Source organism: Thermodesulfobium narugense DSM 14796, from assembly GCF_000212395.1.
GTDB classification, from domain to species: Bacteria; Thermodesulfobiota; Thermodesulfobiia; order Thermodesulfobiales; family Thermodesulfobiaceae; genus Thermodesulfobium; species Thermodesulfobium narugense.
The window spans coordinates 1,756,863-1,772,253 of the sequence record NC_015499.1 but is presented as its reverse complement, the minus strand read 5'-3'; the positions used below and the strand labels follow the sequence as shown (position 1 = coordinate 1,772,253).

14 protein-coding genes and 1 CRISPR repeat array (1 of these 15 running past the window's edge) are annotated in these 15,391 nt (G+C 34.5%); of the genes, 6 read left to right on the top strand and 8 right to left on the bottom strand.

All coding sequences use genetic code 11. The features are described from left to right. Positions 1 to 2,526: a CRISPR direct-repeat array (repeat unit 36 nt; unit sequence GTTAGAAAAATTCCCTGAAGAATAAGGGATTGCGAC); it reaches 4,584 nt to the left of the window's first position. A 52-nt stretch (positions 2,527 to 2,578) separates the two neighbouring features. The 3 genes from THENA_RS09960 to THENA_RS08795 all read left to right on the top strand — a co-directional run bounded on the left by THENA_RS09960 (position 2,579) and on the right by THENA_RS08795 (position 3,817). Continuing rightward, complete coding sequence (locus tag THENA_RS09960) at positions 2,579 to 2,932, top strand: Mu transposase domain-containing protein (protein ID WP_407635117.1); 354 nt, start codon at positions 2,579 to 2,581, stop codon at positions 2,930 to 2,932. Continuing rightward, positions 2,910 to 3,254 (top strand): ATP-binding protein, encoded by a 345-nt coding sequence (locus tag THENA_RS08800; RefSeq protein ID WP_245523243.1) that lies wholly within the window; start codon positions 2,910 to 2,912, stop codon positions 3,252 to 3,254. The genes THENA_RS09960 and THENA_RS08800 overlap by 23 nt, the downstream gene beginning before the upstream one ends. Positions 3,255 to 3,559: 305 nt before the next feature. Continuing rightward, positions 3,560 to 3,817 carry a hypothetical protein gene (locus THENA_RS08795; protein WP_154645350.1) on the top strand — a complete coding sequence of 86 codons (258 nt, stop codon included), beginning with the start codon at positions 3,560 to 3,562 and terminating at the stop codon, positions 3,815 to 3,817. 50 nt (positions 3,818 to 3,867) lie between these two features. Here THENA_RS08795 and THENA_RS08790 read toward each other — a convergent pair whose 3' ends face one another. Further along, a complete protein-coding gene (locus THENA_RS08790; RefSeq protein ID WP_041438721.1) occupies positions 3,868 to 4,608 on the bottom strand; it encodes an N-acyl homoserine lactonase family protein in 741 nt (246 codons plus the stop codon). Between the two features lie 224 nt (positions 4,609 to 4,832). Between THENA_RS08790 and THENA_RS08785 the strand changes: the two genes are divergently transcribed. Beyond that, complete coding sequence (locus THENA_RS08785) at positions 4,833 to 5,492, top strand: flavodoxin family protein (protein ID WP_013757048.1); 660 nt, start codon at positions 4,833 to 4,835, stop codon at positions 5,490 to 5,492. Here THENA_RS08785 and THENA_RS08780 read toward each other — a convergent pair. Then, the gene (locus THENA_RS08780) at positions 5,485 to 6,375 is read right to left on the bottom strand and encodes a protoglobin domain-containing protein (RefSeq protein WP_013757047.1); all 891 of its coding nucleotides are present in this window, start codon (positions 6,373 to 6,375) and stop codon (positions 5,485 to 5,487) included. The two genes, THENA_RS08785 and THENA_RS08780, sit on opposite strands and share 8 nt — an antisense overlap. A gap of 116 nt (positions 6,376 to 6,491) precedes the next feature. On the opposite strand from THENA_RS08780, the gene bioB reads away from it, so the two are divergent. Next, positions 6,492 to 7,436: a biotin synthase BioB gene (bioB, locus tag THENA_RS08775; RefSeq protein WP_013757046.1), complete on the top strand. Its 945-nt coding sequence runs from the start codon at positions 6,492 to 6,494 to the stop codon at positions 7,434 to 7,436. A 49-nt stretch (positions 7,437 to 7,485) separates the two neighbouring features. Here bioB and THENA_RS08770 read toward each other — a convergent pair whose 3' ends face one another. Together THENA_RS08770 and THENA_RS08765 are read right to left on the bottom strand one after the other, a co-directional pair. Beyond that, positions 7,486 to 8,739 (bottom strand): Nramp family divalent metal transporter, encoded by a 1,254-nt coding sequence (locus THENA_RS08770; protein ID WP_041438719.1) that lies wholly within the window; start codon positions 8,737 to 8,739, stop codon positions 7,486 to 7,488. Positions 8,740 to 8,746: 7 nt separating this feature from the next. Next, positions 8,747 to 10,042: a magnesium transporter gene (locus tag THENA_RS08765; RefSeq protein ID WP_013757044.1), complete on the bottom strand. Its 1,296-nt coding sequence runs from the start codon at positions 10,040 to 10,042 to the stop codon at positions 8,747 to 8,749. 255 nt (positions 10,043 to 10,297) lie between these two features. Here THENA_RS08765 and THENA_RS08760 point away from each other — a divergent pair, with 255 nt between their 5' ends. After that, complete coding sequence (locus THENA_RS08760; protein ID WP_013757043.1) at positions 10,298 to 10,627, top strand: ArsR/SmtB family transcription factor; 330 nt, start codon at positions 10,298 to 10,300, stop codon at positions 10,625 to 10,627. 211 nt (positions 10,628 to 10,838) lie between these two features. Here THENA_RS08760 and THENA_RS08755 read toward each other — a convergent pair whose 3' ends face one another. The 4 genes from THENA_RS08755 to THENA_RS08740 all read right to left on the bottom strand — a co-directional run bounded on the left by THENA_RS08755 (position 10,839) and on the right by THENA_RS08740 (position 15,026). Beyond that, the gene (locus tag THENA_RS08755; protein ID WP_013757042.1) at positions 10,839 to 11,405 is read right to left on the bottom strand and encodes a DJ-1/PfpI family protein; all 567 of its coding nucleotides are present in this window, start codon (positions 11,403 to 11,405) and stop codon (positions 10,839 to 10,841) included. A gap of 65 nt (positions 11,406 to 11,470) precedes the next feature. Next, on the bottom strand, positions 11,471 to 12,322 hold the full coding sequence (gene nadC / locus THENA_RS08750) for a carboxylating nicotinate-nucleotide diphosphorylase (protein WP_013757041.1): 852 nt from the start codon (positions 12,320 to 12,322) through the stop codon (positions 11,471 to 11,473). Next, on the bottom strand, positions 12,322 to 13,878 hold the full coding sequence (gene nadB / locus THENA_RS08745) for an L-aspartate oxidase (RefSeq protein ID WP_013757040.1): 1,557 nt from the start codon (positions 13,876 to 13,878) through the stop codon (positions 12,322 to 12,324). The genes nadC and nadB overlap by 1 nt, the downstream gene beginning before the upstream one ends. Next, complete coding sequence (locus THENA_RS08740) at positions 13,875 to 15,026, bottom strand: quinolinate synthase (protein WP_013757039.1); 1,152 nt, start codon at positions 15,024 to 15,026, stop codon at positions 13,875 to 13,877. The genes nadB and THENA_RS08740 overlap by 4 nt, the downstream gene beginning before the upstream one ends. Positions 15,027 to 15,391 lie beyond the last annotated feature (365 nt).

Here is a 15,391-nt window from a genome sequence, read left to right as displayed (position 1 = left end):
AATTCCCTGAAGAATAAGGGATTGCGACTTTTAACTCCGCCAGCTGCTCGCTGGTCGGAGTGTGACATGAGTTAGAAAAATTCCCTGAAGAATAAGGGATTGCGACATAAATGCCTCGTGAAGAGAAAAACGAAGACTGCAGGTTAGAAAAATTCCCTGAAGAATAAGGGATTGCGACTTTGCACTTGCGCAAATCCCTAATTATTTCCTTGATTGTTAGAAAAATTCCCTGAAGAATAAGGGATTGCGACTCATCAAATAAGATTAAATTTTTACCATGCATGTTAGAAAAATTCCCTGAAGAATAAGGGATTGCGACTAGTTAGTCCTCCTTATTATAGTATTTGAAAATCATATTGTTAGAAAAATTCCCTGAAGAATAAGGGATTGCGACCTTTACCTTTAACATACTTCACCTCCAAGTCCAAAGTTAGAAAAATTCCCTGAAGAATAAGGGATTGCGACACCTGTACTAGACTCGCTATATAGCGAGTCTAATTCTAGTTAGAAAAATTCCCTGAAGAATAAGGGATTGCGACTATACAGTGCATCAAGTTCTAAAATAACCTTTTCATCAAGTTAGAAAAATTCCCTGAAGAATAAGGGATTGCGACCCGTAAATACAATCGTACTTTTACCTGTACTAGACTCGCGTTAGAAAAATTCCCTGAAGAATAAGGGATTGCGACTTTCTGTGGGAGCCACTTTCGTCAATTTCATCTTTTTGTCCTGTTAGAAAAATTCCCTGAAGAATAAGGGATTGCGACTTTTGTGAATCTACTTTTCTCTCTAGTTTCAATTTCATTGTGTTAGAAAAATTCCCTGAAGAATAAGGGATTGCGACTATTCGTAAGGCTCCGACTCATAACAGTATGGCTGCCCCTCCAGTTAGAAAAATTCCCTGAAGAATAAGGGATTGCGACCAATTTTCGTTTAGCCTCTTCCAGTATTTCACTTTTTTGTTTGTTAGAAAAATTCCCTGAAGAATAAGGGATTGCGACGGACCCGTCCTCGTCTATAAAGACGTTCCTCCCCCATGCGTTAGAAAAATTCCCTGAAGAATAAGGGATTGCGACTAGGAGAAGACGAAGAAAACCAAAGAAACTCTTATAGTTAGAAAAATTCCCTGAAGAATAAGGGATTGCGACTTTCAGAGTAAGCGTAGAAAAGTGGGACATAAAGCCCGTAGTTAGAAAAATTCCCTGAAGAATAAGGGATTGCGACTATACGAGGGGTCCTCGTAATACGGATACCACCTCCCAAAGTTAGAAAAATTCCCTGAAGAATAAGGGATTGCGACTTTCAGAGTAAGCGTAGAAAAGTGGGACATAAAGCCCGTAGTTAGAAAAATTCCCTGAAGAATAAGGGATTGCGACAAATTTCCTGAACTAAGAAGTGCACACCCCAAGAAGGGCGCGGTTAGAAAAATTCCCTGAAGAATAAGGGATTGCGACTTTCTTGAAATAGCTTCTTGGCAGGTTTACCCCTGCCTTGGTTAGAAAAATTCCCTGAAGAATAAGGGATTGCGACCTTAGTCATTTTTGTCCTCCTTTTTTTAAATTTTATCTTCTAGTTAGAAAAATTCCCTGAAGAATAAAGGATTGCGACACTCCTCGTGAAGAGAAAACAAAAATCGCAGGTTGCGAGAAGTTAGAAAAATTCCCTGAAGAATAAGGGATTGCGACACACCGGCGTAAGTCTTTCAATATCTCTCTAAGTTCTTCTTGTTAGAAAAATTCCCTGAAGAATAAGGGATTGCGACTCCCTTTACCTTCAACATACTTCACCTCCAGGTCCAGAAAAGTTAGAAAAATTCCCTGAAGAATAAGGGATTGCGACTTATGCCTGCCAAAAAACCTGAAAAGCCTACTATCTTATGTTAGAAAAATTCCCTGAAGAATAAGGGATTGCGACAAAGGACTCTATTTCAGAAATTTTTAATTTTTTCATTTTTTGTTAGAAAAATTCCCTGAAGAATAAGGGATTGCGACTCATCGATAAAAGAAGTGAAACAGCTTCTTTCATTTTTTCAGTTAGAAAAATTCCCTGAAGAATAAGGGATTGCGACTAACAACAAGCTTTCTTAATTTTTTTTCTTTCATTTAAAGTTAGAAAAATTCCCTGAAGAATAAGGGATTGCGACAGGACTGACCCGTCCTTGTCTTGGACGACATCCCTCCCCCATGTTAGAAAAATTCCCTGAAGAATAAGGGATTGCGACTAAAATAATTCGCAGGCAGGTTCACACCTGCCAAGGTTAGAAAAATTCCCTGAAGAATAAGGGATTGCGACTCTTCATACTCTTTGATTTCATCTTTGATATTAATGTTAGAAAGTTAGAAAAATTCCCTGAAGAATAAGGGATTGCGACTTTAATGAACCCTTGAAACTCTTTTAAAATATAGCCTCGTCCTGTTAGAAAAATTCCCTGAAGAATAAGGGATTGCGACAGTGTGAATAGAACACCAAAGATTAGTCATTTTTGTCCTCGTTAGAAAAATTCCCTGAAGAATAAGGGATTGCGACCAATCCTAATAGCGTTGTGTTAGTTAGCACAACGCTATATTAGAAGAATTCTTTGAAGAATAAGGTAGAAAAACAATTTGACTTTATTGAGCGCCACAATCAGTTCTTTGAAAGAGAGAGAGAACTCTTAATTTCTTTGCCTGAAAAAGAGCTATTTTTATCATCATTTCTTGAATCAAGAAAGATAACTTCAGATTGTCTAATAAGCTACAATGGTAACAGATATTCTGTACCGCATTATTTTTCAGGTAAAGAGGCTTGGGTTACAACCTATAAAGGAATAAAGCTTTATATATACTCACAGACTAAGAAATTAATAGCTGAGCATACAATACCAAAAAATAAAGGAAATATTGTAATAAACAAGAGTCATAGAGGAATTGATGACAGAACTAATAAGAGCTAATATTAGCGCTAAGATAGCTGAGTATGTAGAATTACTGTCAAGAATAGACTTAATAATAATTGATGAGCTTGGCTACCTTGAAGTCAACAAGTCTGCTTCATCTCTGTTTTTTAAACTTGTGTCAAAGAGATATGAAAAGAAATCTATAATATTGACCACTAATAAGCCATTTGAAGAATGGGGTGAAATATTTGGAGATGATGTAGTAGCATCAGCAATATTAGACAGGTTGTTAGATCACAATTATCCCTTTTTGATAACTGGAAAGAGTTATAGAATGAAAGAACTCTTCAAAAAAATAGAAAGGGATAAAAAAGATTAATTTTATGAACAACAAGGGTGGGTTAAAATTCGTGATAAAAAAGGGTTAGTTTTCATGATAATTAACACATACTTGATTTAAAAGAGTGTGCAGCTATTTATGTGTTTTGCAGTAAAAAAACTATGTCTGTATTTAAAGCTATGAAATATTTGTCTTAGCCAATATCAATTAATGAACTATTAAATTTTATAAAAAAAGAAGGCGGTGAAGTTATCTATACAAAGAACTTAAGCAAAAATGACATTAATTAAAAAATAAGTTTATAATTTATTATTATATTTTGAAGGGTAAATTATAAAATGTCTGTGGATCAAGATTTTAGTGAAAAGCTTGCTAAGAAATTTTTAATTGAATCTGAGCTGGTTAAAAAAATCTCTAAAAATATTCGCAAAAAAGACTTTAAAAATATAAAAGATTCTTTAATCTCAGAATTGGTTGAAGAATATTATGAGTTTAGCAAACAAATTGGATATTCTATCCAATTAAATGCCCTCTTAGGACCTTATTGCATTTTAAATATCTCTCAGAAATTTTGGAAGAAATATAATGATAAATTTGCTTAAAATAAAAAAGAGCTGGCATTTTAAGCCAGGTCTTTACTGATTAGATGTGTCTAAATTGTTTCTATTTTTGCAAACCTTGGCTCATGCAAAGGAACTATGATATCAGCCAGCTCTTTAACTTTTACTAAAATATCATATGCTTCGTATGAATTTATCAGAGTCCCAGGTGGAATTACCTCCATTCCCATTCCCAGTACTTGTGGTGGTGGGTTAAAGTTTTCGTCTATCACACAAAATCCTGTTATTAAAACTTTACCCTTCTCAGTGTTAATCAATACAGACATTCCACCAGGCGAGTGTGCAGGCGTATATATCGTTTTTATGCCAGGCAAGATATCGGTATCACCTTTTAAGGTAACGATTTGATTGTTTTCCTCTACGTCTAAAATAAAGTCTTCCATATATCTATAATCTAAAGGGTGAGGGTTGTGAATTTGTTTTAGCTCGTTTTCGTGAACGTAGAATGTTGCATTCTTGCACTTTGAATCGTTTTCACAGTGATCGTTGTGTAGATGGGTATGAATTACAATGTCTATTCCTTCAGGGGTAAGTCCATACTTTCCAAGCCCTTCTTCAAAGCTATATATTTTTGCTCCCAGCGCATCTTCTCTGTCTTTGGACTTTAGGGGCATAAATTCGCCTGTATCTATTAAAATACTTTTATCGCCACCTTCTATATACCAGCTATAAATAGGGATCACAAAAGGCTTACCATAGTTGAACTGATAGGTCATCATGCTCTTGTCAAAGCTTTTGCTTCCTAAAACTATTGGATGAATCTTATATGTAATCTCCTTCAATTTAATTACCTCCTGATATGTTTATATATATTATTTTATCACAATATATAAATATAATTATAGTAATTAGTTTAGAGAATGATGTAATGGTTAGTGTTAGATATTATTAAAGATTTTTAAAAACTTAAGTATATTTTTGAATTATAATAAGTAACAATATACCTGAATTCTATATTTTTATTTTATTTTTAGCTTAGTTAGATGGGAGGTTTGTTATGAATTTATTAGCTATAAATGGGAGTCCGAGAAAAGATTTTAATACTGGAACGCTGTTAAAGTATTCTATTGAGGGAGCTGTTTCAAAAGGCGCAAACGCTGAAATAGTTCATCTTTACGATTTAAATTACAAAGGTTGTGCAAGCTGTTTCAATTGTAAGTTAAAGGGAGGTAAAAATTATGGCAGATGTTCAGTAAAAGATGAATTAGAGCCTATTTTAAAGAAAATTGAAGAAGACGTGGACGCTTTAATACTTGGTTCTCCTATTTATTTTTCAAGCGTGACAGGGCAAATGAGGTGCTTTTTAGAAAGGCTTCTTTTTCCATATATGGTTTATGACGAAAATTATTCTACTCTTTTTAAGAGAAAGATGCCTGTTGGATTTATCTATACTATGGGCGTAAATGAGAAGATGATGGAAGAGCTCTCCTACAAGAAGATATTCGAAAGAACTGAGTTTATGATTTCAAGAGTTTTTGGCTCAGTAGAGGTAATGTATGTTACAGATACCTATCAGTTTACAGATTATTCTAAGTATGTTGCGCCAAAATTTGACGTAGAAGCAAAGGAGAGAAGGAGAAGGGAAGTTTTTCCTAAAGACTGTCAGAGAGCATACGAAATGGGAAAAAGGTTTGCTGAATCGATAATGGCTAAATAGCGCTCTTATTCATAAGCCAGTATACTATTCCAAGTATCAATACCAGGAAGCCAAGCACTATTACCTCCACAGAGTTGTGAGGCTCAAGTGAAAATATTAATATTTTTCTTAACATGGCTGCCATTGCAAGACTTATGAATATATTGAGCGCAAATTTTTTCCCTTTTAACCTTTTTAACTCTTCTTCTAAAAGCTCTCTAATAGTCCAGATTATAAGCATAGCGCCAAGTATGTTTACTACGCTAGTCTCAAAAGAAGAAGCGCTCCTTAAGAAGTTGTAGATATCTGACAAGAATAACACAAATATCATAAAGCTTGTAAATACAAGCGCTAATATCAGTGCAATGTCAAAATAATAAGATATTTTTGAACTAATCCTTACTATTTTGCTTTCTATTTTTGTTCTTGCTATATAGATTTTGTTCTCATCTACATATGAGCTGGTTAATATATCGAGGTTTATGTCTAAAATCTTGTCTACAGATTCTCTACAGTTCTTTCTCTCTTCCTCATTAGGACAGGAAAGAAGTATTCTTTGATGAATATAATTTCTTATAAAACTCATTGTAGCGCTAACGTAATGAGTAGGTAGTCCCATATCTGCGTGAACTTGTCCAATTTTTTGAATTCTTATAATGTAGCTCTCGTCATATTTTCCACAAAAAAGATCTATAAACCAAACCTTAAACTTTTCTTCGTGTCTTTTTCTAACTTCCTGTTTGCCTAAAAATTTGTGATAATCTGGGAAGGTACTAAGAAAGTTATACAGGTTTTCTATAAAGTTGTCAACGTTTTGTCTTGCTGCAGCGCATAAAGACTCAAGATTGTCTTTATCCGTTTCTTTGAAATTGTAAATTTTTTTGATGCTTTCAGAACTTTCCAAATTATTACCCCTTTTTAATTAATAATTAATTTAATTCTAACACAAAAAAATATTTGCTTGCATGAAATTTACTGATAAAATCTATGAGATTATAGAAAAACATTCTGGAGGTTATAATGATTGACTTAGAAAACTTTGACCCAGAAAGTAAATTAAACGAGTCTGCAATATATGGCCTTTTGAATCTTGACACAGATCGTCTGCTTATGATTGCAAAAAGGATAAAGGAAAAATATGTTTCCTCTTTTGAATTGTGTTCGATAATAAGCTATAAGACAGGAAGTTGTAGTGAAAATTGTTCTTTTTGTGCTCAATCTTCCTACTTTAATACTGGCGTAGAGTTTAAAAAGGTTAGTGTGGAAGAAGTAATTGCTAAGGCAAAATTGATGAAGAGATACGGCTCAAAAAGGTTTTCTCTTGTCTCAAGCGGTAAAGGACCTTCTAAAGCTGATATGGATGATCTACTGCCTATTTTTGAAAGGCTTAAAAGAGAAGTAGATATTGATCTGTGTGCTTCTTTGGGGATAATTGGAGAAAGAGATCTGAATAGATTAAAGGAAGTGGGAGTTTCTACCTATCATCACAACCTTGAGACTTCAAGAAGCTTTTTTGGCAACATCTGCAGTACTCATTCTTACGATGAAAGAATTGATACAATCGAGGCTGTAAAAAGAGCGGGCTTAATTCCTTGTGTTGGAGGTATAGTAGGACTGGGCGAGACCTTTGAACAAAGAATAGAATTTGCTATTACTCTTAAAAATCTTGGGATAAAATCAGTTCCTTTTAATATATTAATTCCCATTAAGGGGACTCCTCTTGAAGGGCTTGAACTTCTTGATAGATCAGAAATCTTAAAAACCCTTGCTATATTTAGAATTGTTCTTCCTTATGCCACTATCAGACTTTGTGCAGGAAGAGAGAGCGTTCTTGGAAAATACCAAAAATTAGCGTTAAACTCAGCTGCTAACGCCTTGATGATAGGTGGATATCTTACTAGACCAGGCGAGGAAATAGAAAAGGATCTTGAACTAATAGGAAGTTTAGAGCTAATTAAAGTTTAAAAAAATATAAAATACCCAGAGAAACTTGCACGCTCTCTGGGCAATAAATTTAAGATGGAAGTAAGTTTGGAAAGATAGAAGTAATTACCATAAGTAAAGTTAAGATTATTAGGATGATAGTAGTGAGCCATGCTATTATGTTAAATGTTTTTGAATTTGTATATTCGCCCATTATATCTTTGTTATTAATGATCTTTAGCATATATAGCAATACAAATGGCAATATTACGCCGTTTATAACCTGTGACCAAAACATTATGGGCACTAGGGGTGCGTTGGGCATCAATATTGCAATTGCGCCCACCATGATTAAAAAAGTTGTTAGTGAATAAAAAACTGGTGCCTCTTTCCATGTAAAGTCAAGTCCTGCATTAAATCCCAATGCCTCACATACATAATATGCTGTTGCAAGAGGAAGTATACAGGCTGAAAAGATAGAAGCATTAAATAGCCCTATTGCAAATAAAGTGGATGCAAGATTTCCCGCAAAGGGTTTAAGTGCAAGTGCTGCATCTTTAGCGTCTGAAATATTGACGTTATGAACAAAAAGAGTTGCCGCGCAGCTAACCACAATGAAAAGCGCTATTACGTTTGTCATTATATTTCCAGTTATTACGTCTAGTCTTAAATACTTATATTCTTTTTCTGTTAATCCCTTTTCTACCGTAGAAGACTGGATATAAAATTGCATCCATGGGGTAATGGTGGTACCTATAAAACCAATAAGTACAGATAAAAAAGAAGGACTAAACTCTATATGGGGTATAACTATATTCTTTGCAACTTCTCCCCACGGAGGGTTAGCCATAAAGGCAGATGGTATATAGCAAAGATAAACAAGACATGCAAATAAAAATATTCTTTCTACAAACTTATATGAACCCTTTAAAACTGTCCACCAGACAAATAATGCGCAGATAGGAACTGAGATATATTTTGTTATGTTAAAGATTTCCATACTTGCGGCAATGCCTGCGAATTCAGATATGGTATTTCCAAAGTCAGCTACAAGTATTCCTAAGAGTATTAGAAAAGTCATTTTTACGCCAAAATTTTCTCTAATCAAATCGGCTAGGCCTTTTCTCGTTACTGCTCCCATTCTTGCAGCCATTTCTTGTACAACTATGAGCGCAATGGTCATTGGGATCAATACCCATAGAAGCTTATAGCCCGTTGTTGCGCCTGTTACAGAGTAGGTAGTAATTCCGCCTGCATCGTTGTCCACGTTTGCAGTAATTATTCCTGGGCCCATTATGGTTAGAAATAGAAGTATTCTTCTAAATAATGACAACTTGTTCTCCATAGCTATACTATTCACCACCTTCTCTTAAGAATTTCTTCAATGAATCAAATCTTGAGAAGGTGTCGGTATCACTTCTGTCTGGCATAAGAAGTCTTAAAACGTCGTCAACTGTAATTATTCCAAGAAGCCTGTTTTCGTTATCTATTACAGGCATTGTAAAGAGATTATATTTGGCAAACATTTCAAGTGCTTTGTCGTGATGGTCAAAATGATTTAGACTTATAACATTTTTTTGCATGATATCTTTTATTTTTTCATCAGGTTTGGCAATTAACAACTCCCTTAAAGATACTACTCCTATTAATTTCTCTTCACTGTCAACTACATATGAAACGTAAATAGTTTCTACTTCTTCAGCCATTTTTTTGATTTTATTCAGAGCTTCTTCTGAAGTTTCATCTCCGGTAAGAGTTATATAATCTTTTGTCATCAACGATCCTACGTCTTCGTCTTCATAGTTCATTAATTCTATTACTTCATTTGCTTCTTCTGGATCCATATGTTCTAATATTTCTTGAGACTTCTCTTCATCTAACTCGCTTAAGATATCAGCAGCGTCATCAGATGGCATTTCTTCTAGTATATCAGCAGCTCTTTCTGCATCAAGAGAGTCAATTACGTTTACTTGAGTTTCAATATCTGCTTCTGCCAATACCTCTGCAGCGCTTTCTATATCAAGGCTCTCTATTATCTTCTCTCTGTCTGGTTGGCTGAGCTCTTCTATAATATCAGCAATATCAGCTGGATGAAGGTCTTTTAAACCCTCAAATTCGGTTGCCAGTTGTAAGTTTGAAGTTCTCTTTTTTATTGGGGCAAGATAATTCCAACTTATTAACTGAGGTTGAATTTTGCTTTCTAAAAATTTAATGCCAAGTCTTCTAAGAATGCCAGAAAAACCCACATCTATAGCAAGAAGTATTAATTTTTTTTCTAAGTCTTTGGAATAAAAGGATATTTTTATGTCGTTTACTCTGACTAACTTTTTGCCTTTGAGGTCTATAAGTTGTTTGTCAAGAAACCACTTTACTATATATATGTCTTCATCTCTTGCTACGATGTCAGCTGCCTTTTCAAGGCTTGTAGCGAGAACTATTGCATCCTTCGTCCATTCCTTTATGTGGTTTATATTTATTAGCTTGTTAGAGTCCTTTAAAAACTTGATACCTCTGCCAATTGGAACTTTCTTATCCCAACAAACAGCAATGTCTCTCAGGTGGGCAACCTTTTTGTTTTCATAGTCAATAATTGGTTTGTTTAGTTCCTGGCTAAGGTAAAACTCTGTTATAGCGCTTGTAAAAGACACGATATACCTCCTCACTTTTTGGTGATTTGCAAAAGCGCTTGTCGTAAGAAAATCTTATGAGGCATAAATCGGGTATATCATCCATGCAAATCACCTCCATGAGAAAGTATATTCGAATGAAAGTTTAGCAGATTTGAATTGCTATGTAAACATTTGAAATATCTATTTTAGTTTCTGAAAATTTATAATATAATAATATAAATATTGAGAACTTTATTATTTTATAAAAATACTAAATAAATGTAGGAGGATTTTATGAAAAAAGTTTTGGTATACCAATTGATTTCTGAAATTTTTAAAACTCTTGCACACCCATTAAGGATTCAAATATTGATGATGTTAAGCGAAAAGGAAAGGTGTGTATGTGAGCTTTTAAACGAGATAGGTGTTGAGCAATCAAACTTATCTCAGCACCTGAGGATCTTAAAAAAACAAGGCATTATAGATTCAAGAAAAGATGGGCAGAAGATGTTTTATAGAATAAATTTACCATCTGTATTAAACCTTGTAAGCGATGCTAAAAAGACTTTGAACGATCAGGCCAAGGGTCACGAGGAACTATATAAAACTATAAAGAATATTTAATAATTTTTAAATTACTATATGTTAAAATTTAATTAAACTAATAATCTTTGGAGATAGGAAAATATGGAATGGCTTAGATCTTTATTTTGCACCACCTGAGCTACTTCAACTTTTCAAATGGCATGGATTGCCATTACTTGCCTTTTTAGTCTGAAGCTCTGGTTTAGAGGACGCAAGAAGTAATTTGCGCCCTCTAAAGAAGTAATAGAGTTTATATTTCTATCTTTGCTCCAAGAAGTTTTACAAATTCTCTGAGCCAGAGAGGATGATTTGGCCAGGCTTGAGCAGTAATAAGATTATTGTCTACTACTACGTCCTGGTCAACCCAATTTGCCCCTGCAATCATACATTCAGTAGCACAGGCTGGATAGCTTGTAACCTTTCTACCAGAAAGGACACCGCATGCCGCCAATAGCTGAGAGCCGTGACAAATAGCTGCAACAGGTTTATTTAAGGCGAAAAACTTTTTTGTAACTTCTACTACTTCATTGTATCTTCTGATGTATTCAGGAGCCCTTCCCCCAGGTATTACCAATCCTATATAGTCTTCTACATTTACATCCTTTGTGGCTATATCTACCGGAATTCTGTGTCCCGTTAATTCGATATAGGTGTCAAGGTTAGTAAAGTCGTGTACGACAAGTTGAAGCATATCCCCAGCCCTTTTGTTTGGGGCACTAATTTCTACGTCATAGCCCAAAAGCATCAAGGCTTGTTGGGGTACTTTTACCTCATAATCTTCTGCGCAATCGCCTGTTAAGATTAAAACTTTTGGCATAAAACACCTCCTCAAAAAAATATATAAGAACTTACTTATATTTTAGCACTTTAAAAATTTTAAAATTACTCATCAACTTTCATTGAAACGTCAATATATCTTGCCCTTCTTATAAGTGATGACATAGAGATAAATTCTACTCCAGTTTTAGATACTTCTTTTACGTCTTCTTCCCTTACCCCAGATGCCTCTACAAGGTAATGTTTTTTTGATTGCGATATAATTTCCACTGCCCTTTTTAGGTCCTTTACTGACATATTGTCCAATAATATTGCGTCAACCCTTCCATCTGAAAGAACAGTTTCTAAGTCTTGAATATTGCCGACTTCTATTTCAATTTTTGTTAAAAACTTTGAATTCTTTAATGAGTTGTCAATGGCAGATTTTATTGAACCAAAAATTGCTATGTCGTTGTCCTTTATTAATATACCGTCAAAGAATCCTGATCTGTGATTTTTACCGCCTGCAAGCCTTATAGCATATTTGTGTTCAGGTCTGAATAAGGGATCATTTTTTCTTGTGTCCAAAAGAAAAACACTGGTATTTATTTTTGACAAAATTTCTTTCACATGAGTAGCAATTCCTGACAATTCAGATAGAATATTACAAATTGTCCTCTCTGCTTTCAGTAAGACGTTTGCATTTGCATATACATACATAATTGTCTCTTTCGAAGATACTTGTTCTCCGTCTCTTTTTAAGATCTCAAATTTGTACTTTTTTGATTCCTCAAACTCTTCAAGAAAGAATTCTTCTTCAACGATCTTTACAATTGTTGGGACAAATATTGTTCCTGCAATTGTTGCGCTCTCTTTGAAAATGATTTTAAATTTTGAGTAGGGATAGCCTTCTTTTCTGTAAAAATCAAAGCCTAAGTCATGGTGGATTCTTTCTTTTAATATATCTTTGAAATTCATTAATAATCCTCCCTATAGTGAGCTCCTTTACTTACTCTATTTCTTCTTGCACAAGAAGCAATTTCTATAGCTATCTCAATAGCATTTCTAAGACCAATTAACTCATCTGAAAGCTTTGACGTTCTATACATTTCAATTATGTCTATAGAAAGCTCTGTTAACTCTCTTATCGCCCTTAAAAGTTCTTTTTCGGAGCGTACAATGCCTACCCTTTCCCACATTATAGTCTTAATCCTTAAAAGGTAATCTTTAATCAAATTTTTATCGGGCTCTTTTAATACAAATCTTTCGTCCCAATCGGATATTTGGAAACTTTTTATGTCTTCCTTTGAAAAGTTTCCAATAATATTTTCGGCAGATCTTACTCCCCACACAAGCCCTTCTAGAAGCGAAGTAGAAGCAAGCCTGTTTGCTCCGTGAAGGCCTGTGCAGGATGCCTCACCAATTGCATAAAGCCTTGCAAGATTAGTTTTGCCCCATTCGTCAACCCTTATGCCTCCGCAAAGATAATGTGCTGCAGGAGCTACTGGTATGAGGTCTTTTCTTATATCAATGCCACATTCAAGACAATCTGAAAATATTTTGGGGAATCTTTCTTCGAGCTTTATGCCTTTTTTTATAATTGGTTCACATGAAAGCCAAACGTTTTTGCTTGAACTCTTTTTCATTTCTTTATATATCAGCCTTGTTAGTTCATCTCTAGGCAAAAGTTCAGATTCTACAAATCTTTCTAATTTATCGTTTAAAAGTATTGCCCCTTCTCCTCTAACAGATTCTGATATGAGAAAAGATTTACAGTTGTCCTTCTTAAAGGCAGTTGGATGAAACTGAATATATTCCATGTTTATTACATGAGCTCCTGCTCTTTTTGCCATAGCAATACCGTCACCTCTTGCGCCTTCAGGATTGGTGGTGTACTCGTAAACAGCCCCAACTCCGCCGCTAGCAATAACTGTATAAGAAGAGAGGATCTTTTGTATCTTATTTGAATTTCTTTCGAGGACATATGCGCCAAGAATTTTTGTTGCCTGATATATTGCATCCCTGTTTTTAGAATGATGGGTTGTACTAATAAGATCTATAGCAGTAGTAGACGAAAGTATCTTTATATTTGGATGATTTTTTGCCTCTTTTAGTAGAGCTTTTTGAATGGCGAGTCCTGTTTGATCTGCTACATGAATAATTCTATTTTTAGAGTGTCCTCCTTCAAGGGTTTTATGAAGGTTCCCAAACGGATCCTTGTCAAAATTTATACCGAGCCTATCAATTAAGAAAGATTTAACTAATACCGGCCCGTCTTCTGCAATGATTTTTATAGCGCTTTCCCTTCCTATCTCGTCCCCAGCCTCTTCAATGTCTGTTTCTATTAGTTCAGCTGAGTCATCTTCACCCCACCAGACTATTCCTCCTTGAGCGTATTTTGTGTTGGACTCTTCGGGATCTTCTGAACGATTTATTACTACTACGTTTTTCCCTCTATCTGCAAGTTTTATTGCGCAAGTAAGACCTGCAATTCCTGCTCCAATTATAAGAATTTCGCATTCAATAGTGTTCATTTGATCTCTAACATTCTTTCTATTGCAACTCTTGCCTTCTCGGCGACTTTTCGAGGCAGGTAAATGCCGTCTTCTCTGAATTCTACCTCTTCTGTGTCAGAAATAAATATCTCATATCTATCGCTTTTTAAGGATTCAAGGAGTTTTTCAAGGGTGTTTTCTTTCATATACTCACACTGTGCAAAATCTATTGGCAAGAATTCCTTTTCTGGAACTTCCTTTCTAAGTCTATATACCATACCCTTTTCGGTTCCAACTATAAAGCTTTTTGCTGAAGAACTTTTGGCAGAAGAAACCATCTGTTCAGTAGATACAATAAAAAGCTTCTTTTTGAGTTCTTTGTCTTTTTTTGTCATCTCGTAAAGCTTGAAACTGCAACTACACTCAGGGTGAATTAACAGATCGCTTTCTTTATACTTGTCTATCAAAGACAAGATATAGTCCAAGCTTATTTTTTCGTGTACGTGGCAGTATGCTTTTTCTTGCTCGTACACTTCTATGATATTTGGATCTACGTCAGTCCCTTCTTCCTTTAAGGAATCTATTGCCCTTGCCTTCATTACTTTGCCCAGATTTTTGTCTGGAAGTATTAATACCTTCTTGCCCTTAAATTTTTTAATGGCATTTATTATTACCTTGTCTGCATTTCGAGATGTGCAAATATAATCGCTTAATGACTTTGTGTATATGTCGCTATTGACGTAGCTTATTACAACGCCGTCATATTTTTCTTTCCAGTTTTTTATGTAGGTCGTATCTATTGAATCTACAAGCGAACAGCCAAGGTTTTCTGGCTTATCTGGAACAAAAAGTCTCTTTTCATTTCCAACTATAATTTTACTGGTTGATCCCATAAAAAAGACGCCCTGAAAATCAACTCTCTTACACTTTTTTTCTTTGACAAATAGGCTCAAGCCCAAAGAGTCCCCTATATTATCAGAGATTTCATGAAATTCTGGGTAAAGATAGTTGTGAGAAAGTATCAAAGAATCCTTTTTTTGTTTTAGATCTTTTATTTCAAAATAAATATTTGCAAGGTCTTTACACTTTTCATGGGTATATCTACCAGGATAGAGATCCTCAGCATATCTATTGAACAGATCGTAGAACTTTTTAGCTAAAGAGTTAGCTGAAATATTTTCTTGCAAAGTTGTCACCCCTTAAAATTGTTTGTTATAGCTTAAGTTTATATTTTAGATCTTATTTTTAACATATCAATTTTTTATGAGTATATCAATTTTATTTATGTATGGTCAAATATTATTGTATAAGTCCAAAATGAAATTGGCTATATAAAAATATTAATATAAATATATTTGACAGGCTAATTACATAAATATACAATATTTTTATTAAAAACATTTATTTGGTTTATGTTTTTAATTCAGGAGGTGGTGGATTATTGATTCTAATCTTGTTATATGCTCTTTAGATTTATGCAGATTTTATTGAAATTGGTTTTTTTAACTTTAACGCTGCAAAAATTAATCGCTTTTAAGAGGAGGGAGGAAAC